Genomic DNA, 17,717 nt, shown 5'->3' on the forward strand with positions numbered 1-17,717 from the left:
CGCACCTGCAATCGTTGTGCTTCACCACCTGCGATCCTAGATCGGGCATCAGTCATAGTCGTTGTCGGAAAGTCGAAAGATGCAGATTGCCTTCACCTCCACTGCGCCGAGCGCGCCCGCCATTCTGGCGCTTCCAATCGACAAGGATGCTGTCGGTCGCGGGCAATGGGGCGGTCTGGATGAAGGTCATCGCGCGATCGCCGATGCCGCGGCCAAGGCGGCACGGTTCGACGGCGAGGCCGGCGCGATCGTCGAACTGTTCGTCGCGGATGACGGTCAGGCAAAGCAGCTGCTGTTGGTCGGCGTCGGATCCGGTGACGAAGCCGGCTGGAGCAAGGCGGGCGGCGCGCTGGTCGCGCGGTTGCTGACCTCGGGTGCGACCGAATTGGTCGCCGACCTGAGCGGCGCGGACGCCACCCCGCAGGCCGCCGCGCGTTTCGCCGCCGCCGCCGCCCAGCGCGCATGGCGCTACGATCATTATCGCACCAAGCTGACCGACAAGCAGAAGGTGAGCCTGACCACGCTGACGATCGCCGGGGCCCCCGACGGCACCGACGCCGCATGGGCCGCCCAGGACGCCGTGACGCAGGGCCTCGAACTCACCCGCAACCTCGTCGCCGCGCCGCCCAACATCCTCTACCCCGAAACCTTCGTCGAGCAGGTCCGCGAATCGGTCGAGGGATTGGGCCTCGAGATCATCGTCCTTGGCGAGGACGAGATGCGCGAACATGGCATGGGCGCGTTGCTCGGCGTCAGCCAGGGGTCGGTGCGCGACGCACGCATTCTGGCGCTCAAGTGGAACGGCGCAGGCGAGGGCGATCCCACGCTCGCGCTGGTCGGCAAGGGCGTGACGTTCGACACCGGCGGCATCTCGCTGAAGCCCGGCGCGGGCATGGAAGACATGAAGTGGGACATGGGCGGCGCCGGTGCGGTCGCGGGCACGATGAAGGCGCTCGCCGCGCGCAAGGCGAAGGTCAACGTCGTCGGCGTGATGGGCCTCGTCGAGAACATGCCCGACGGCAACGCGCAGCGCCCCGGTGACGTCGTGACCTCCATGTCCGGCCAGACGATCGAAATCCTCAACACCGATGCCGAAGGGCGGCTGGTGCTGTGCGATGCGATCACCTGGACGCAGAAGACGTTCCGGCCGAAGACCATCATCGATCTCGCCACGCTGACCGGCGCGATGATCGTCAGCCTGGGCAACGAATATGGCGGCCTGTTCTCCAACGACGACGGCCTTGCCGACAAGCTGCTCGCCGCCGGCACGGCGACCGGCGACAAATTGTGGCGCTTCCCGCTGTCCGACACGTACAACAAGCTGATCGATTCCCCGATCGCCGACATGAAGAACGTCGGCCCGCGCGGCGCCGGTTCGATCACCGCGGCGCAGTTCATCCAGCGCTTCGTCGATGAGGGCGTGCATTGGGCGCACCTCGACATCGCCGGCATGGTATGGAGCGACAAGGCCGCCGCGACCTACGACAAGGGCGCGACGGGCTATGGCGTGAAGCTGCTCGACCGCCTCGTCGCGGAGCATTTCGAAGGATAAGCCACAGCGATGCGGGGGTGGAGCCATGCCCTTCGGCAGGCTACACCCCCGGCATGCAGGTCGACTTTTACCACCTCACCGCGACGCCCCTCGACCGCGCGCTGCCGCAGATTGCGGCGAAGGTCGTGGAAAGCGGCGCGCGTCTGCTGATCGTCAGCGCGCGCAACGAGCAACGGGCCGATCTCGACCGCCTGCTGTGGACCTACCGCCCCGACAGCTTCCTGCCGCACGCGCAGGCGGGGGCTGGGGATGACAGCGTACAGCCGGTGCTGCTGGCGCCCGCGGTCACGCCGGCCAACGATGCCCGCCACGTCGCGCTGGTCGACGGCCTGTGGCGCGACGAGGCCCTGGCCTTCGATCGCGCCTTCCACTTCTTCGAGGACGAGCACATCGGCGCCGCGAGAGAGGCTTGGCGTGCGCTCGGTGGCCGCGATGGGGTGGAGCGGCGCTATTGGAAACAGTCCGATACCGGCCGTTGGGAACAGGCCGCCTGAACCCGAAGCGGTTGCAAAGCCGCCGCCCCGCGACTAGGGCGGCGCCACTTTCAAACCCCTCCCAAATCACAGGAGCCCGTGACCATCATGGCCGCGACCCGTACCTTTTCGATCATCAAGCCCGACGCTACCCGCCGCAACCTGACCGGCGCGGTCACCAAGATGCTGGAGGACGCCGGTCTGCGCGTCGTCGCGTCGAAGCGTATCCACATGACCCGCGAGCAGGCCGAGGGCTTCTACGCGGTCCATAAGGAGCGCCCCTTCTTCAACGATCTGGTCGAGTTCATGATCTCGGGTCCGGTCGTCGTGCAGGTGCTCGAGGGCGAGAACGCGATGCAGCGTAACCGCGACATCATGGGCGCGACGAACCCGGCGAATGCCGAGGCCGGCACGATCCGCAAGGAGCTCGCCGAGTCGATCGAGGCCAACACGGTCCACGGTTCGGATTCGGACGAAAACGCCGAAATCGAGATCGCCTACTTCTTCAAGCCCGAAGAGATCGTCGGCTGATGACCGACTGGCGGCTGCGGCGTGCGTCCGTCGAGGATGCGCCCGCGGCCGCTTTGGTTGCCGGCGCCAGCTTTCTGGCGACTTTCGCCGGCATCCTCGATGGCGCCGACATCGTCGCGCATGTTGCGAAAAATAGCGCGCCCGCGACCTTCGCGGCATGGATCGGCGATCCCGGCAGCGTCGTCATGCTTGCGGACCATCCGATCGGCGCGGCCCCCGTCGGCTACAGCGTTTTGACCACGCCCGACCTGCCGGTCGACACGCACGGCAGCGATATCGAGCTGCGCCGCATTTACACTTTGCCACTCGCGCAGGGCACCGGCCTTGGTCGCGTCCTCATGCAACGGGCCGTCGCTGACGCCATCGTGATGGGCAAAACACGCCTGTTGCTCGGCGTGTTGGGCCGTAACGCCCGTGCGCGCGCCTTTTACGAACGGCAAGGCTTCGAGGTCGTCGGAACGCGCCAATATCGCGTCGGTAGCGCTTTGTGCGATGACGTGATCTACGCACGTCCGCTGTAAGCCCCCTCCCGACCCTGTCGGGAGGGGGCCCGTTTGGGCTCAGGCCGGCGCGAACACGCCGTCGTCGTCCATCACGTGCAGCACGCCGTCGGCGATCGCGAAATAGGCGCCGCGTAGCTTCAGCGTGCCCTGCGCCTCGCGCTTCGCCACGAAGGGGAAGGTGCGCAGGTTGTTCAGACTGACGCGCACCGCCTCATGTTCCATTTCGCGCGAAGCGTCCGGGCCATCGCCATGCTTCGCGATCACCCGCTCGCGTGCGGCGTCCAGCATTCCGACCCAGTCGGAGATGAACTTGCCCTCGCCGGCCTTCGCATCCTCGAAGCCATGGGTCAGCGCCGCCTTGCAGCCGCCGCACGATGCGTGGCCCATCACGAGCACCTCGGGCACTTCGAGCTGCGTCACCGCAAACTCCAGCGCTGCGGACACGCCGTGATAGCCGCCGCCGACCTCATAGGGCGGCACCAGGTTCGCGACGTTGCGCACCACGAAGATTTCGCCGGGCGACGTGTCGAAGATCTGCGACGGATCGACGCGGCTGTCCGAACAGGCGATCACCATCACCTTCGGGCTCTGGCCGTCCTTCAGTTCGTCCCAGCGCTCGCGCTGTTCCGACCAGCCGGTGTCGCGAAACCGATGATAGCCACCAATCATGTCGGAAAAGTCGGTCATTGTGCCTCCGTTATGGTCTAGGTCCGGTTCGGCGGGGATAACGCGTTTGCGGCCGACTGGTGCCCGCCCGGGCGCGTCAGCAAAGCAACGTCACAATCGAGCGATGGTTGTTCCATCCGCCCGACATCGCTATCTCGCCCGAATGAACGAGATGACTCCGGTGGCCCGCCCCGAACGCCAGCGCAAGCCCGACTGGATCCGCGTGAAAGCGCCGACCAGCGCCGGCTTCGCCGCGACGCGTGAACTGATGCGGTCCAAGAGCCTGACGACCGTCTGCGAAGAGGCCGCCTGCCCGAACATCGGCGAATGCTGGTCGAAGAAGCATGCGACCGTCATGATCCTCGGCGATACCTGCACGCGCGCCTGCGCCTTCTGCAACGTGAAGACCGGCATGCCGCGCGCCGTCGATCCGATGGAGCCGAACAACGTCGCCGATGCGGCTGCGCAGATGGGCCTCGAACATATCGTCGTCACCTCGGTCGATCGCGACGATCTGCCCGATGGCGGCGCCAAGCAATTCGTGAAGGTGATCGAGGCGATCCGCCGCGCCAATCCGAAAACGACGATCGAAATCCTGACGCCGGACTTCCGCAACAAGCACGAAGCGGCGGTCGAGGCGATCGTCGCCGCGCGGCCGGACGTCTATAACCACAATCTCGAAACCGTGCCGCGGCTGTATCCGACGATCCGGCCGGGCGCCCGCTATTATGCGTCGATCCGGCTGCTGGAGAGCGTCAAGAAGCTCGACCCGTCGATCTTCACCAAGTCGGGCGTCATGCTGGGGCTGGGCGAAGAACGGCTCGAGGTGCATCAGGTGATGGACGACATGCGCTCGGCCGACATCGATTTCCTCACCATGGGCCAGTATCTTCAGCCGACGCCGCGCCATGCGAAGGTCGCCGAATTCGTCACGCCCAAGGCGTTCGACAGCTATGCCGCGATCGCCCGGGCCAAGGGCTTCCTGCTCGTCGCATCCTCGCCGCTGACCCGCTCCAGCTATCACGCCGGCGACGATTTCGCGAAGATGCGTGCCGCGCGTGAGGCCAAGCTCGCCGTCCATGCCTAAACATTCGGAAACGCGGCATCTGCCATATTCGGCCGAACAGATGTTCGACATGGTCGCCGACGTGAAGCGCTATCCGGAGTTCCTGCCCTGGGTCAGCGCGATGCGCGTACGCCAGGACAGCGACACCGCGACGCTCGCCGACATGATCGTCGGTTTCAAGGGGCTGCGCGAGACGTTTACGTCGAAGGTCGAAAAGCAGCGCCCGGGCAGCATCCACGTCGAATATATCGACGGGCCGCTGAAGTATTTGCATAACGATTGGCGCTTCCGGCCGGAGGAGGGCGGCTGCGCGGTCGATTTCAGCGTCGACTTCCAGTTCAAGAACCGGATGTTCGAGATGCTGGCGGGGCAGGTCTTCGGCGTCGCGCTCAGGAAGATGATCGGCGCGTTCGAAGACCGCGCCCGCGTCCTTTACGGCAGCAACAGTTCCAGCGCGACCAGCGCCGCCTGAAGGCGGATTCCACCGCGCCCCAGGTCGCCGAACTGCTTTCGATCGGCGTGGACATCGGCGGGGTCGCCGCCCCGTTCCGCGCGGGCGAAAACGACCGTGCCGACGGGCTTCTTCTCCGATCCGCCACCGGGACCAGCGATGCCGGTGATCGCCACCGCGACATCGGCATCGCTATTGGCGAGCGCGCCCTGTGCCATGCTCCAGGCGACGGCGATCGACACCGCGCCAAATGTTTCGAGCACGTCGGAATTGACCTTCAGCAGGCGCATCTTGGCTTCGTTCGAATAGGTGACGAAGCCGGCACCGAAGACGTCGGACGAACCGGGAATTTCGGTCAATGCCGCCGCGACGAGCCCGCCGGTGCAGCTTTCGGCCAGCGCCACGGTCCGTCCGGCGACGCGGTTCGCTTCCACGACACGGCGTGCAGCATCGATCAGTTCGGTGGGGAGCAGGCTGTCCATCATCGCGCCTCCGAACACAGCGGCAGGTCGGGCACGTTGATTGCCTTGCCCTTCGCCTTCTCCGCCTTGAAGTAGCGCAAGGTCGTCACGATGACCCCTGCGGTATTCTGCGGGGGAAGGGGCGCGAGTTGCGTCACGAAGCGGTCGATCGTCCCGCAATCGGCGGGGTTGATCCGGCCGACGAGCAACGGCGCCAGCGCCGCCGTCAACAGCGGGCGGGCGAATTCGGATTGCAGCAGCGAATCGATCATCGGATCGGACAGTTTGACGATCGCGGCACGGGCATTGGGCCACGCCCGATCCGCGGCGGACTGGTAGCGTGCCAGAAAGTCGCTGTCCGTCCGCCGGATCAGGCTCGTTGCGGGCAAGCGCGTCGCACACACGATGCCGGTCTGTTGGATGATATCCGGCAAGGCGACCAGCGTCATCGCCTCCGCCTCGGGCGTGGTGATGCAGCGGCTCTGCGCTTCGGCAGGCGCGGCCGCGAGCAGGGCTGTGACGGCGAGCAGCGCAGTCTTCATCGCGGCAGGCTCACGGTTGCCACCGCCTGCGCAGCAATGCCCTCACCGCGGCCGGTAAAGCCCAGCCGTTCCGTCGTCGTCGCCTTGATGCTGACGCGGTCTTCGGACAACCCGAGCAGCGCGCCGATGCGCGTGCGCATGGCCTCACGGTGCGGCCCGATCTTCGGGGCCTCGCAGATCAGCGTCAGGTCGACGAAGTCGATGCGGCCGCCCTTGTCGGCGATCAAGCTGGCGGCATGCTGCAGGAACTGCGCGGAGTCGGCGCCCTTCCACTGCGGGTCGCTCGGCGGAAAGTGCGTGCCGATGTCGCCAGCCGCGATCGTGCCCAGCAGCGCGTCGGTCAGCGCGTGCAGCCCGACGTCGGCATCGCTATGCCCTGACAAACCTTTGTCGTGCGGGATGAGCACGCCGCCCAGCCACAATTCCTCGCCCGCTTCCAGCCGATGAACATCGAAGCCGGACGCGCTCCGCGTCTCCCAGGCGATCTTGGCTTCGGCCGCGGCGAAGTCCTGCGGATGCGTCACTTTGTCGAGCATCGCATCGCCCTGCACCAAAGCGACGCTCCCGCCAAGTCGCTGCACCATCTGCGCATCGTCGGTCGCTTCTTCATCGGCCGGCCAGCCGGCGTGGGCGGCGCGGAGCGCGGGCAAGCGAAAGCCCTGCGGCGTCTGGACGCGGAACAGCCCGTCGCGCGGGACGACCGAACCGTCGCGGATCAGCGTGTCCGCAACGGCAAGGCCGGGGATTGCCCCCTCATTGGTGTCGAGCGCAGCTAATATCCGCTCGATCACCTTCGCCGGTACGAAGGGCCGTGCCGCATCGTGGACCAGCACCCTGTCGGCCTCGATCGTTGCGAGCCCGCGCGCGACCGACTCGCGCCGCGTCGCCCCACCGACGATCGTACGCACCGGCCCGAGGGCGGCGGCTGCCAGCGGCTCCGCTCCCGCGGCGATCACCACCACCACCTCGTCCACCGCCGGGTGACCGGCAAAGGCGGCATAAGCGTGCGCCAGCAAGGCCTTGCCGCCGACGTGGGCATATTGTTTCGGGATGGCACCGCCGGCGCGCGAGCCGCTACCCGCCGCCACGATCAGCGCGACCGTCCGTTGCTCCTGTATCATCGCCGCCGCCTAGCGCAGACCTGCAATGCTTGCCAGAGCGGGCATAGGACGGTAAGGGCTGCCCGTTTTTCAGGCAGATTCATGGCCCATCTCACGCCCATTCAGATCGGTCCCATCCGGATCGAGCAGCCCGTCGTGCTGGCGCCGATGACCGGCGTCACCGACATGCCGTTCCGCACGCTCGTGCGCCGCTATGGCTCCGGCCTCAACGTCACCGAAATGATCGCGAGCCAGGCAGCGATCCGCGAGACACGGCAGTCGCTGCAGAAGGCCGCGTGGCACCTGTCAGAAGAGCCGGTCTCGATGCAGCTCGTCGGCTGCACCCCGTACGAAATGGGCGAGGCGGCGAAGCTCGCCGAAGATCGCGGTGCGGCAATCATCGACATCAACATGGGCTGCCCGGTCCGCAAGGTGACGAACGGCGACGCCGGCTCGGCGCTGATGCGTGACCTGAAACTCGCCGCCGCCCTGATCGACGCCGTTGTAAAGGCGGTCAAGGCTCCAGTAACGCTGAAGATGCGTATGGGCTGGTGCCACGACAGCCTCAACGCGCCCGAACTGTCGCGGATCGCGCAAGATCTTGGGGTGAAGCTCATCACCGTCCACGGGCGCACCCGCAACCAGATGTACAAGGGATCGGCGGACTGGCGCTTCATCCGTTCGGTCAAGGACGCGATCGACCTGCCGGTGATCGCAAACGGTGACATCTGCACGATCGACGATGCGGTGGACGCCCTCGATCAGTCCGGCGCCGATGGCGTCATGATCGGCCGTGGCGCCTATGGGCGGCCGTGGATACTCGGGCAGGTGATGCACTATTTCGCGACCGGCGAACGGCTTCCCGACCCGTCGCTCGACGAACAATATCGCGTCATCGTCGAGCACTACGATGCCATGCTCGACCATTATGGCGAGATGACCGGCGTCAACATGGCGCGGAAGCACATCGGTTGGTACACCAAGGGGCTCACCGGATCGGCCGAGTTCCGCAACGCCGTGAACCAGGAGCCGAGCGCGGCAAGGGTGAAGGCGATGCTCGCCGATTTCTACGCGCCATATTGCGATCAGCCCCCTGCGGCAGTCCGCCAGGCCGCCTGACAGGATTGTGACGGACCGTCCGGGCTTTGCCGAGCTGTTCGCGGCGCTGCCCGTCGCCGTGCTCGTGATCGATGGTGAAGACCGTATTCAGCATGGGAATGCCCAGGCGGAGCTGCTGCTCAATTTGTCCGAACGGGTGATGCGCGGGCAGCCGCTATCGGCGATCCTGCCACGCCCTCCGGCTGGCGATCGGCAGGCGGGGCACGGCTTTGCCGTCTACGACACCGAGATCGCGACGCCACACGGCCCCAAGATCCGTGTCGACTTTTCCGAGGCGCAGCTCGCCGATTATCCCGGTTGGCGCGCCATCACGCTGCACAGCGTCGCGGGTACGCGCAGCGTTGGCCAGCTTGGCGGACGCGGGGCCAGCGCCCGCGCGGCGAGCGGCGCTGCGGCGATGCTGGCGCATGAGATCAAGAATCCGCTCTCCGGCATCCGCGGCGCCGCGCAATTGCTCGATGCCGGCGAACTGACCACGCTGATCGTGACCGAGGTCGACCGCATCGCGGCGCTGATCGACCGTATGCAGGATTTCAGCGACACGCGCCCGCTGCCGATCCAGTCGGAGAATATCTACCCGCTCATCGGACATGCCCGCCGGCTGGCGCTCGCCGGCTTTGCCCGCGGCGTGTCGATGGAGGAGCGGTTCGATCCCTCGCTGCCGCATGCCGCGATCAATCGCGATGCCTTACTCCAGATACTGATCAACCTGCTCAAGAACGCCGCGGAGGCGACGCGGACTGTCGCCGATCCCCGCATCGTCATCACCACCGCCTATCGCCACGGCATGTCGGTAGCGGCAACGCGGGGAGGTCCGCGCGTGCCCTTGCCGATCGAGATCTGCGTGACCGACAACGGCCCCGGCGCCCCCGCCGACATCGCCGAATATCTCTTTGATCCGTTCATCTCGGGCCGGCCGGAGGGGCAGGGGCTTGGCCTCGCCCTGGTCGACAAGCTGATGCGCGACATGGGCGGGATCGTTCAATATGCCCGTGAAGGATTGCCCGAGATGACGACGTTGCGCCTGCTGCTACCACGGGCTGCCCAGTGAGCCGCGTTCTGGTCGTTGACGACGACGCTGCGATCCGCACCGTCGTCGCCCAAGCGTTGCGTCGCGCCGGACACGACGTCCAGACGGCGGAAACCCTGTCGCAGGCCGATCGTGCGCTGGCGCAGCGGCTGCCGGACGTGCTGATTACCGACGTGGTGCTGCCCGACGGCGACGGCATCGTTCATGTGGCAGAGGTCAACGCCCGCCACCCCGATCTGCCGATCATCATCTTGTCGGCACAGAATACGCTGACGACGGCGGTGCGCGCGAACGAGGTTGGCGCGTACGAGTATCTACCCAAGCCTTTCGATCTCGACGATCTGACCCGCGCCGTCGCCGGTGCGCTGGTCCGCCACGCGGCGATGCCGCCGCAAGGGGAGGGGGAGGACCCCGCGCTCCCCCTGATCGGCCGCTCGCCGGCGATGCAGGATGTCTACCGCGTCATAGCCCGTGTCGTCGCCACGGACCTGACCGTGCTGATCTCGGGCGAATCGGGCACGGGCAAGGAACTGGTCGCGCGTGCGATCCACGATCTTGGGCGACGCCGGGGCGCGCCGTTCGTCGCGATCAACATGGCCGCGATCCCGCGCGAGCTGATCGAGGCGGAATTGTTCGGGCACGAACGTGGCGCCTTCACTGGCGCTGGTCAGCGCAATGCCGGTCGCTTCGAACAGGCCGCGGGCGGCACCTTGTTCCTCGACGAGATCGGCGACATGCCGATGGATGCGCAGACGCGTTTGCTTCGGGTGCTGCAGTCGGGCGAGTTCACCACGGTTGGCGGCGCTCGGACGATGCGGGCCGACGTGCGCGTCGTAGCCGCTACGAATCGCGACCTCACGCATCAAGTCGCTTCGGGCCAGTTCCGCGAAGACTTATTCTACCGCCTGAACGTCGTCCCCATCGTGCTCCCCGCGCTGCGCGACCGGCGACAGGACATTCCGTTGCTCGCCCGCCACTTCCTCGACAGTGCCGTCGCCCAGGGTTTGCCGCGTCGCCAGTTGCAGCCGGAGGCGGAAGCCGCGCTCGCGGCCTATGACTGGCCGGGCAACGTCCGCGAACTCGAAAATTTGATGCGACGGCTCGCAGTGCTGGCACGAGATGAGCTGATCGATCCGGCGACGATCCGCGATATGATCGGTGTGCCGGGCGCCCAGATGGATTTGCCCGACGCGGGGATCGCCGAGGCGGTGCGCCACCTGATCGAACGGATCGCCCGCGAGCGTCCCGGCGCCCTAGACGATGGCACCATGTACGACCGCGTCATCGGAGAGGTGGAACGCCCCTTGATCGAAGCGATGCTGGCCCGACACGGCGGCAATCAGCTACGCGCGGCGCGGGCGATGGGTCTCAACCGCAATACGCTGCGCAAGCGATTAGATACGCTGGGAATTAGCGCGAAGGGCGACGATTGATCCGTAGCGATTAACCGCCGCGCTTGATCGTACTGTGGCCCCAAACCACCGCAACCGGCAATTATGTGGTTTCCGTGCAACAATCCGCGTTGTACGGAGGGGCGAATGCACGCGGCCCCCACGCCCGATTTGAATGACATGCTACCGGTTCGCCGCCGGCGGATTACGCCCGCGGTCGAAGCGCTGGTGCTGGCGCTTGCGTTGGCGATCGCCGTCGCGACCTATTTCGTGTTGACGGGTGGGGCATCCGATACACGAGTAATTTCGCCTCCGTTGGTCGCGTTGCTACTCGTCGCCAATTTGGTGTCCGGCACGACGTTGATGATGCTGATCGGGCGGCGGATCGCGAGGCGGCGCGCCGTGCAGTCCCAGATTGGCGGCAACGGGCAATTGCACGTGCAATTGGTCGCTTTGTTTTCGCTTGTCGCAGCGGTCCCGTTGGTGCTGGTGAATATCTTTGCGTCGCTGCTGTTCCAATACGGTGTCGAGTTTTGGTATTCGGACCGCGCTCGTGGAATGTTGGAGAATTCGACCGCACTTCTCCAAATCAATTATTATCAAGAGTTGGACCGCATCGCTGCCGAAGCGACTGCGATGCGCGTAGACCTTGCAGGTTACTTTCGAGAATATCCGATCAATAGTGAAACGTTCGCGAAGGCGCTCGTCTTTCAGCTGAAACAGCGTAACATGTCTGAAATGGCAATCTTCGTAAAAGGTGATCCCGTTCCGATTGCTTTCGTCAATCCGTACGAACGGCGGCTGGATCGTGTCGTGACTCCGGGCATGATCAGGAAGATCGATTCCGGTACGCCGAGCGTTGTTATTCAAGCTAAGGATCGCGCCGCACTGTTGATGCCGTTAAAATACGGCAAGGGTGCCTATCTCTACGTGGCCCGAGTTTTTGACCCCGGGGTGGTCGAGCAATGGAAGCGCGGCGAGAAACTCGTTGCAGACTACCGAGACATGCAATCGCGTTCGCGTGCATTGCAGTTGCGGTTCAACTCCGCATTACTCGGCATTTCCTTGCTGATCGTGGCCCTTGCGGTGTGGATCGCTCTGGCCGTTGCCGACCGTCTCGTTCGGCCTCTGGGCGAGCTTGTGGGCGCGGCACGACGCGTGGCAGATGGTGATCTGTCGACGCGCGTGCCTGATCCCCGCACCCTAGATGAGGTTGGCACGCTGGCCAACGCGTTCAACCGAATGACCGGGCGGTTACAGGAACAAAATCGCGCGCTGGTGACCGCAAACGATCAGCTCGACAGCCGCCGCGCCTTGATCGAAGCGGTGATGGCCGGCGTGTCGGCCGGCGTGATCGCCTCGGGCGAAGACGGCATGATCCGGATCGCCAACAATTCGGCGTCCGAACTGATTGGCACAGGCATCGACAGCGTCGTCGGACAGCCGCTGGCCCTCATAGCGCCCGAACTCGCCGATCTGGTGGCGAGTGGTCAGCGCGAGGCGATCGTTCAGGTCGTGCGCGGCGGCGAGACGCGGACGCTCGCCGTCCGGATCGCACGGACCGACGCGGGACCCATCCTGACCTTCGACGATATCACGCAGCAGTTGCTCGATCAGCGCCGCGCGGCGTGGTCGGACGTCGCGCGCCGCATCGCGCATGAGATCAAGAACCCGCTGACCCCGATCCAGCTCGCTGCCGAGCGTTTGCAACGCCGCTACGGCAGCAAGATCGATCCCGCGGATACAACCTTCGCGCGGTTGACCGAAACGATCGTCCGGCAGGTCGGGGACCTCAGACGCATGGTCGACGAATTTTCGTCCTTCGCGCGCATGCCGAAGCCGGTGTTCCGCGAGGAATCGCTCGTCGACATCGCTCGCCAGGCGCTGTTCCTGCACGAGGTCGCGCATCCCGCGATCCGCTTTGCGCTCGACCACGATTTTCCGGCCCCGCAGCTCGTCTGCGACCGGCACCAGCTCGGCCGCGCCTTCACCAATATCGTCAAGAACGCCGTCGAGGCGATCGAGAGCAAGGGGGATGGCGGTGGCGCTGTCACCATGGGTATCCATGACGATGGTACGACGATCGTCGTCGAGGTCGCGGATACGGGCGTCGGCCTGCCGCCGGATCGCGACCGGATCGTCGAACCCTATATGACGACCCGCGCCCGCGGCACGGGCCTGGGCCTCGCGATCGTCAAGAAGATCGTCGAGGACCATTTCGGCACCATGGCCTTTGCCGATCGCGACGGCGGCGGCACCGTGGTGCGCATGACATTCGATGCCGCGGCCCTCGCGGCGCTCGATCAGGGGGCAGCCCCACCCGAACCGGTGACCGAACATGACGGTGCCGGCCAGCTTGCTGCACTCACACGCAATCGGAATTAGAGATTATGGCGCTCGACATCCTCGTCGTCGACGACGAACACGATATCCGCGAACTGGTCGCCGGCGTTCTGGAGGACGAAGGCTATGACACGCGCTCGGCCGCAGACAGCGACGCCGCGCTGGAGGCGATCGCCACCCGACGCCCGTCGCTGGTTTTGCTCGACGTCTGGCTGCAGGGCTCTCGCCTCGACGGTCTCGAACTTCTCGACGAAATCAAGCGGCGCGATCCCTCGATCCCCGTGCTCGTCATCTCGGGCCATGGCAATCTCGACACCGCCGTCGCCGCGATCCGGCGCGGCGCCAGCGATTTCATCGAAAAGCCGTTCGAGGCGGAGCGGCTGCTGCTGCTGGTCGCCCGCGCGACCGAAACCGAACGCCTGCGTCGCGAACTCGCCAGCCTGCGCGTCTCGGCTGGTCGCGAGACGGACCTCACCGGCCGATCGGGCGCGATCAACGGCGTCCGCGCCACGCTGAAGCGCGTCGCCGCGACCGGCAGCCGCGTGCTCATCATGGGGCCGGCCGGCGTCGGCAAGGAGGTCGCGGCCCGCCTGCTCCATGGCTGGAGCAATCGCGCCGAGGCCCCCTTCGTCATCGTCAGCGCCGCGCGGATGACGCCGGAGCGCGTCGAGGAGGAGCTGTTCGGCGTGGAGGAGGGGGGCGACCTCGTCCGGCCGGGCCTGCTCGAACAGGCGCATGGCGGCACGTTGTTCCTCGACGAGATCGCCGACATGCCGATCGCGACGCAGGCGCGTATCCTGCGCGTGCTGACCGACCAGAGCTTCAGCCGCATCGGCGGCACCCGCACCGTGAAGGTCGACGTCCGCGTCGTCTCCGCGACCTCGCGCGACCTGACGCAGGAGATTGCCGAGGGGCGGTTCCGCGAAGATCTCTATTACCGCCTCAACGTCGTGCCGGTCATGCTGCCGGCCCTGGCCGAGCGCCGCGAGGACATTCCGTCGCTGGTCGAGCATTTCATGGCGCACTACGCTTCCGAACGCCGCGTGCCGACTCCCGAAATCGCACCGGATGCGATGGTCGCGCTGCAAAGCTATGATTGGCCGGGCAATGTCCGCCAGTTGCGCAACGTCGTCGAGCGCACGATCATCCTCGCGCCGGGCGATCGGATCGGCCGTATCGACCTCGATCTCTTGCCCGCCGAAGTCCTCGGCGATCAGGGCGATCTGGCCGGCGGGGGTGGCGGCGCGATCATGGGTGCGCCGTTACGCGAAGCCCGCGAGACGTTCGAGCGCGAGTATCTCCGCGTTCAGATCCGCCGCTTTTCGGGCAACATCAGCCGTACCGCCAGCTTCATCGGCATGGAGCGATCGGCGTTGCACCGTAAGCTCAAGCTGCTCGGCATTACCGACGTGCGCGAGGATTGACGCCTTTACGGCACGGGCCTTCGTTCATAGATACGGGGTCGCTGCCTATCATGGGCGGCGATCCCGACGCCGGGAAACGGCGCGATAGCGGGCGAACGTCCCGCCAATAACGGAAAAAGGCTCAATTCATGGCCGAAAAGCAAGGCTCGCTGCAGGACCTGTTCCTGAATTCGCTGCGCCGCTCCAAGACCCCGGTCACCATGTTCCTGGTGAAGGGCGTCAAGCTCCAGGGTATCGTCACCTGGTTCGACAATTTCTCCGTGCTGCTCCGCCGCGATGGCCAATCCCAGCTGATCTACAAGCACGCCATCTCCACGATCATGCCATCGGGCCCGATGGATCTGGCCGGAATCATCGAATCCGTAGGAGAAGCGCAGCGCAAGCAACCGCTGTTGCAGGAAATTTTCCTCAACGCGGTGCGCAAATCCGAAGATTCGGTGACGATGTTCCTGATCAACGGCGTGATGCTGCAGGGCCAGATCGCCGGGTTCGACCTGTTCTGCATGCTGCTCCAGCGGGAAGGCATGGCGCAGCTCGTCTACAAGCACGCGGTGTCGACCATTCAGCCGTCGCGCGCGCTGAACCTCGCCGATGAGGGCGAGACGGACGAATAAGCGATGAGCACCGGCTTCAACCGTGACCGCGACGAGTTCGCCCGTGGCGGTCGCGCGCTGATCGTCCTGCCCGATCAGGGCGATGCGCATCGCGATGCCGAGGCGCGGCTGGAGGAGACCGCCGGTCTCGCCGCCGCGATCGGCCTCGTCGTCACCGACAAGGTGGCGGTGCGCGTCCGCCAGCCAAAGCCCGCGACGCTGATCGGCAGCGGTCAGGTGGAGCAGCTGGCCGTGCAGGTCCGGCAGGACGAAGCCGATCTCGTCGTCTTCGACGCCAGCCTGACGCCGGTGCAGCAGCGCAATCTGGAAACCGCGCTGGAGGCCAAGGTAATCGACCGCACCGGCCTGATCCTCGAAATCTTCGGCGAACGCGCCGCCACGGCCGAAGGGCGGTTGCAGGTCGAGCTCGCCCACCTCGATTATCAGGCCGGACGGCTGGTGCGGAGCTGGACCCACCTCGAGCGGCAGCGCGGCGGCTTCGGCTTCCTCGGCGGCCCCGGCGAAACGCAGATCGAGGCCGACCGCCGCCTGATCCGCGATCGCATGGCACGGCTGCGGCGCGAACTCGAACAGGTCAGCCGCACCCGTGGGCTACACCGGGAACGGCGCCAGCGCGCGCCGTGGCCGGTGATCGCACTGGTCGGTTATACCAATGCCGGCAAGTCGACGCTATTCAACCGGCTGACCGGCGCACATGTAATGGCGGAAAATCTGCTATTCGCGACGCTCGACCCGACCCTTCGGCAGATCTCGCTACCCGGCATCGACAAGGCCATCCTGTCCGACACCGTCGGCTTTGTTTCCGACCTGCCGACTCAGCTGGTCGCGGCGTTCAAGGCGACGTTGGAAGAGGTGGTATCGGCCGACCTGTTGATCCACGTTCGTGACATTGCCCATCCGGATACCGAGGCGCAGCGCGCCGACGTCGAAGCCGTTCTGGCCGAAATCGGAGTGTCCGAAACAACGCCGCGGTTCGAGGCGTGGAACAAGCTCGATCTGCTCGACGCAGACCAGCACGAGGGCGTGCTGGTGGAAGCGGCGCGCCGCGACGATGTCGTCGCGCTGTCCGCATTGGATGGGGAAGGGGTGGACCAGCTTGTCGCTCAGGTCGCGGCGAAGCTGACCGCCGGCCACCGCCGCTATTGGATCACGCTTCCGGCTGGAGACGGTGCGGGCGCCGCATGGCTGCACGCGCATGGCGAAGTGCTGGGACAGGAAGAAGAGGGCGAGGGGCTGTCGACCCGCTACGAGGTTCGGCTCGCCGAGCGGGACTACGAACGCTTTCTCCAGCGTTGATGAACCGGCTCAGCCGCGCTTGACCTGCTGCCAGAGCGCTTCCTTGTCATCAAGGCTCAGTGCGGCGAACGCCTCGCCGCCTAGGGCTTCCATGGCGCGGAAGCGACGCTCGAACTTGGCGTTGCCCGATCGCAAGGCAGCTTCGGGATCGACGCCCAAATGCCGTGCCCAATTGACGACGGCGAACAGAAGATCGCCGATCTCATCCTCACGCTGATCGTCGGAAGCCGTCTTAACTTCCTCGACTTCCTCCATGATCTTGGCGATGGCGCCGGTCTGATCGGGCCAGTCGAACCCGGTTCGGGCGGCGCGCTTTTGCAGCTTTACGGCGCGCATCAGAGCGGGAAGACCCGCTGCCACGCCGGCGAGCGCGCTGTCGTCTTGCGTCGTGTCACGCCGCTCCGCGGCCTTCAATTCCTCCCAACCCGGGCTATGCGACGCATCACCGAAGATGTGCGGATGGCGCCGTTCCATCTTGTCGCTGATGGCGGCGACGACATCGGCAAAGGCGAAGGCACCGGCTTCCTCCGCGATCCGCGCATGGAACACCACTTGCAGCAACAGATCGCCCAGTTCGTCCTTCAGATCGTCCGCATCATTCCGCGCGATCGCATCGGCAACCTCATAGGCTTCTTCGATCGTATAGGGTGCGATCGTCGCCCAGGTCTGCGCCACGTCCCATTCGCAACCGCGCTGCGGATCGCGCAGGCGCGCCATGATCGCCAACAGTCGCTCAACCGCCATATCGCGCGTCCACCGTGTTCCCGCTGATTAGAAAAGACACATTCTGCCCCAAATAGAAATGACACACGGCTGGTAGCAGCGGGGGCAGCGTGGAGCCATCCACAAGCGCAGCGCTGACCCCGCTGATGCGGTGAGTTTCGAGGGAAGGGCGACGGACCCGCTGCGCCAGCAGCGGGCTCGGTCACACCAGAATGCAGACAGTCAGGCAGGTTCCTGGGGTGGGGTGGCGTGACCCGGACTCAGCCAGCGTATTCGGCCAGTCCGCGCGCGACGAGTTCCGTCTCGGAAAGGCGCGGCCCGCGCTTCAGTTTCGGCGTGCAGAGCGTGCGGCGATCCACCTTCGATGCGGTCGCAACAGCCGACGCGGCGAACATGCCGCCAGTCTGCGCCGTCCGCGCCGGCTCGTTGTTG

Annotated in this window: 18 protein-coding genes; 13 read left to right on the forward strand and 5 right to left on the reverse strand. The window is 65.8% G+C overall.

Features of this window, described 5'->3' with window-relative positions; genetic code table 11:
- The first annotated feature begins 79 nt into the window (after positions 1–79).
- From GGR47_RS12195 to GGR47_RS12210, 4 genes are all read left to right on the forward strand, one after another.
- Positions 80–1,552, forward strand: coding sequence for a leucyl aminopeptidase (locus tag GGR47_RS12195; RefSeq protein ID WP_147035916.1), 1,473 nt, complete (start codon positions 80–82; stop codon positions 1,550–1,552).
- 53 nt (positions 1,553–1,605) lie between these two features.
- Positions 1,606–2,046 carry a DNA polymerase III subunit chi gene (locus GGR47_RS12200; protein ID WP_147035915.1) on the forward strand — a complete coding sequence of 147 codons (441 nt, stop codon included), beginning with the start codon at positions 1,606–1,608 and terminating at the stop codon, positions 2,044–2,046.
- 87 nt (positions 2,047–2,133) lie between these two features.
- The gene (gene ndk / locus GGR47_RS12205) at positions 2,134–2,556 is read left to right on the forward strand and encodes a nucleoside-diphosphate kinase (RefSeq protein ID WP_017978843.1); all 423 of its coding nucleotides are present in this window, start codon (positions 2,134–2,136) and stop codon (positions 2,554–2,556) included.
- Entirely contained in the window at positions 2,556–3,077 is a 522-nt protein-coding gene (locus GGR47_RS12210) for a GNAT family N-acetyltransferase (RefSeq protein WP_147035914.1), read from the forward strand. Before ndk ends, GGR47_RS12210 begins: the two co-directional genes overlap by 1 nt.
- A 39-nt stretch (positions 3,078–3,116) precedes the next feature.
- Here the strand turns inward: GGR47_RS12210 and GGR47_RS12215 are convergent, their stop codons facing one another.
- Positions 3,117–3,746 (reverse strand): carbonic anhydrase, encoded by a 630-nt coding sequence (locus tag GGR47_RS12215; RefSeq protein ID WP_017978841.1) that lies wholly within the window; start codon positions 3,744–3,746, stop codon positions 3,117–3,119.
- Positions 3,747–3,888: 142 nt separating this feature from the next.
- On the opposite strand from GGR47_RS12215, the gene lipA reads away from it, so the two are divergent.
- Both lipA and GGR47_RS12225 read left to right on the forward strand, forming a co-directional pair.
- The gene (lipA, locus tag GGR47_RS12220; protein ID WP_017978840.1) at positions 3,889–4,812 is read left to right on the forward strand and encodes a lipoyl synthase; all 924 of its coding nucleotides are present in this window, start codon (positions 3,889–3,891) and stop codon (positions 4,810–4,812) included.
- Positions 4,805–5,263, forward strand: a complete 459-nt coding sequence (locus GGR47_RS12225) for a type II toxin-antitoxin system RatA family toxin (RefSeq protein ID WP_147035913.1) — start codon at positions 4,805–4,807, stop codon at positions 5,261–5,263. The genes lipA and GGR47_RS12225 overlap by 8 nt, the downstream gene beginning before the upstream one ends.
- On the opposite strand, the gene GGR47_RS12230 is transcribed toward GGR47_RS12225, so the two are convergent.
- The 3 genes from GGR47_RS12230 to GGR47_RS12240 are packed head-to-tail and all read right to left on the reverse strand — an operon-like array spanning position 5,224 to position 7,366.
- Positions 5,224–5,727 carry a CinA family protein gene (locus GGR47_RS12230; protein ID WP_147035912.1) on the reverse strand — a complete coding sequence of 168 codons (504 nt, stop codon included), beginning with the start codon at positions 5,725–5,727 and terminating at the stop codon, positions 5,224–5,226. The two genes, GGR47_RS12225 and GGR47_RS12230, sit on opposite strands and share 40 nt — an antisense overlap.
- Positions 5,724–6,245, reverse strand: a complete 522-nt coding sequence (locus tag GGR47_RS12235) for a hypothetical protein (RefSeq protein ID WP_147035911.1) — start codon at positions 6,243–6,245, stop codon at positions 5,724–5,726. Before GGR47_RS12235 ends, GGR47_RS12230 begins: the two co-directional genes overlap by 4 nt.
- Entirely contained in the window at positions 6,242–7,366 is a 1,125-nt protein-coding gene (locus GGR47_RS12240; protein WP_147035910.1) for a bifunctional 2-C-methyl-D-erythritol 4-phosphate cytidylyltransferase/2-C-methyl-D-erythritol 2,4-cyclodiphosphate synthase, read from the reverse strand. Before GGR47_RS12240 ends, GGR47_RS12235 begins: the two co-directional genes overlap by 4 nt.
- 81 nt (positions 7,367–7,447) lie before the next feature.
- Between GGR47_RS12240 and dusB the strand changes: the two genes are divergently transcribed.
- The 7 genes from dusB to hflX all read left to right on the forward strand — a co-directional run bounded on the left by dusB (position 7,448) and on the right by hflX (position 16,562).
- Positions 7,448–8,464: a tRNA dihydrouridine synthase DusB gene (gene dusB / locus GGR47_RS12245; protein ID WP_147035909.1), complete on the forward strand. Its 1,017-nt coding sequence runs from the start codon at positions 7,448–7,450 to the stop codon at positions 8,462–8,464.
- A gap of 7 nt (positions 8,465–8,471) precedes the next feature.
- Positions 8,472–9,515 (forward strand): two-component system sensor histidine kinase NtrB, encoded by a 1,044-nt coding sequence (locus GGR47_RS12250; protein ID WP_147035908.1) that lies wholly within the window; start codon positions 8,472–8,474, stop codon positions 9,513–9,515.
- Entirely contained in the window at positions 9,512–10,927 is a 1,416-nt protein-coding gene (ntrC, locus tag GGR47_RS12255; RefSeq protein ID WP_147035907.1) for a nitrogen regulation protein NR(I), read from the forward strand. The genes GGR47_RS12250 and ntrC overlap by 4 nt, the downstream gene beginning before the upstream one ends.
- Positions 10,928–11,032: 105 nt before the next feature.
- Positions 11,033–13,270: a sensor histidine kinase gene (locus GGR47_RS12260; RefSeq protein WP_147035906.1), complete on the forward strand. Its 2,238-nt coding sequence runs from the start codon at positions 11,033–11,035 to the stop codon at positions 13,268–13,270.
- 5 nt (positions 13,271–13,275) lie between these two features.
- Positions 13,276–14,652, forward strand: coding sequence for a nitrogen assimilation response regulator NtrX (gene ntrX, locus GGR47_RS12265; protein ID WP_017978831.1), 1,377 nt, complete (start codon positions 13,276–13,278; stop codon positions 14,650–14,652).
- A 128-nt stretch (positions 14,653–14,780) separates the two neighbouring features.
- Complete coding sequence (hfq, locus tag GGR47_RS12270; protein ID WP_017978830.1) at positions 14,781–15,266, forward strand: RNA chaperone Hfq; 486 nt, start codon at positions 14,781–14,783, stop codon at positions 15,264–15,266.
- A 3-nt stretch (positions 15,267–15,269) separates the two neighbouring features.
- Positions 15,270–16,562: a GTPase HflX gene (gene hflX, locus GGR47_RS12275; RefSeq protein ID WP_147035905.1), complete on the forward strand. Its 1,293-nt coding sequence runs from the start codon at positions 15,270–15,272 to the stop codon at positions 16,560–16,562.
- Between the two features lie 9 nt (positions 16,563–16,571).
- On the opposite strand, the gene mazG is transcribed toward hflX, so the two are convergent.
- The gene (mazG, locus tag GGR47_RS12280; protein ID WP_147035904.1) at positions 16,572–17,306 is read right to left on the reverse strand and encodes a nucleoside triphosphate pyrophosphohydrolase; all 735 of its coding nucleotides are present in this window, start codon (positions 17,304–17,306) and stop codon (positions 16,572–16,574) included.
- Between the last annotated feature and the right edge of the window lie 411 nt (positions 17,307–17,717).

This window comes from Sphingomonas aquatilis (genome assembly GCF_014196115.1).
GTDB lineage: Bacteria > Pseudomonadota > Alphaproteobacteria > Sphingomonadales > Sphingomonadaceae > Sphingomonas > Sphingomonas aquatilis.

Excerpts from the sequence above, each read along its gene's own strand:
- GGR47_RS12195 (WP_147035916.1), top strand. The coding sequence starts at position 80 with ATGCAGATTGCCTTCACCTCCACTGCGCCGAGCGCGCCCGCCATTCTG.
- GGR47_RS12200 (WP_147035915.1), top strand. The coding sequence starts at position 1,606 with ATGCAGGTCGACTTTTACCACCTCACCGCGACGCCCCTCGACCGCGCG.
- ndk (WP_017978843.1), top strand. The coding sequence starts at position 2,134 with ATGGCCGCGACCCGTACCTTTTCGATCATCAAGCCCGACGCTACCCGC.
- GGR47_RS12210 (WP_147035914.1), top strand. The coding sequence starts at position 2,556 with ATGACCGACTGGCGGCTGCGGCGTGCGTCCGTCGAGGATGCGCCCGCG.
- GGR47_RS12215 (WP_017978841.1), bottom strand. The coding sequence starts at position 3,746 with ATGACCGACTTTTCCGACATGATTGGTGGCTATCATCGGTTTCGCGAC.
- lipA (WP_017978840.1), top strand. The coding sequence starts at position 3,889 with ATGAACGAGATGACTCCGGTGGCCCGCCCCGAACGCCAGCGCAAGCCC.
- GGR47_RS12225 (WP_147035913.1), top strand. The coding sequence starts at position 4,805 with ATGCCTAAACATTCGGAAACGCGGCATCTGCCATATTCGGCCGAACAG.
- GGR47_RS12230 (WP_147035912.1), bottom strand. The coding sequence starts at position 5,727 with ATGATGGACAGCCTGCTCCCCACCGAACTGATCGATGCTGCACGCCGT.
- GGR47_RS12235 (WP_147035911.1), bottom strand. The coding sequence starts at position 6,245 with ATGAAGACTGCGCTGCTCGCCGTCACAGCCCTGCTCGCGGCCGCGCCT.
- GGR47_RS12240 (WP_147035910.1), bottom strand. The coding sequence starts at position 7,366 with ATGATACAGGAGCAACGGACGGTCGCGCTGATCGTGGCGGCGGGTAGC.
- dusB (WP_147035909.1), top strand. The coding sequence starts at position 7,448 with ATGGCCCATCTCACGCCCATTCAGATCGGTCCCATCCGGATCGAGCAG.
- GGR47_RS12260 (WP_147035906.1), top strand. The coding sequence starts at position 11,033 with ATGCACGCGGCCCCCACGCCCGATTTGAATGACATGCTACCGGTTCGC.
- ntrX (WP_017978831.1), top strand. The coding sequence starts at position 13,276 with ATGGCGCTCGACATCCTCGTCGTCGACGACGAACACGATATCCGCGAA.
- hfq (WP_017978830.1), top strand. The coding sequence starts at position 14,781 with ATGGCCGAAAAGCAAGGCTCGCTGCAGGACCTGTTCCTGAATTCGCTG.
- hflX (WP_147035905.1), top strand. The coding sequence starts at position 15,270 with ATGAGCACCGGCTTCAACCGTGACCGCGACGAGTTCGCCCGTGGCGGT.
- mazG (WP_147035904.1), bottom strand. The coding sequence starts at position 17,306 with ATGGCGGTTGAGCGACTGTTGGCGATCATGGCGCGCCTGCGCGATCCG.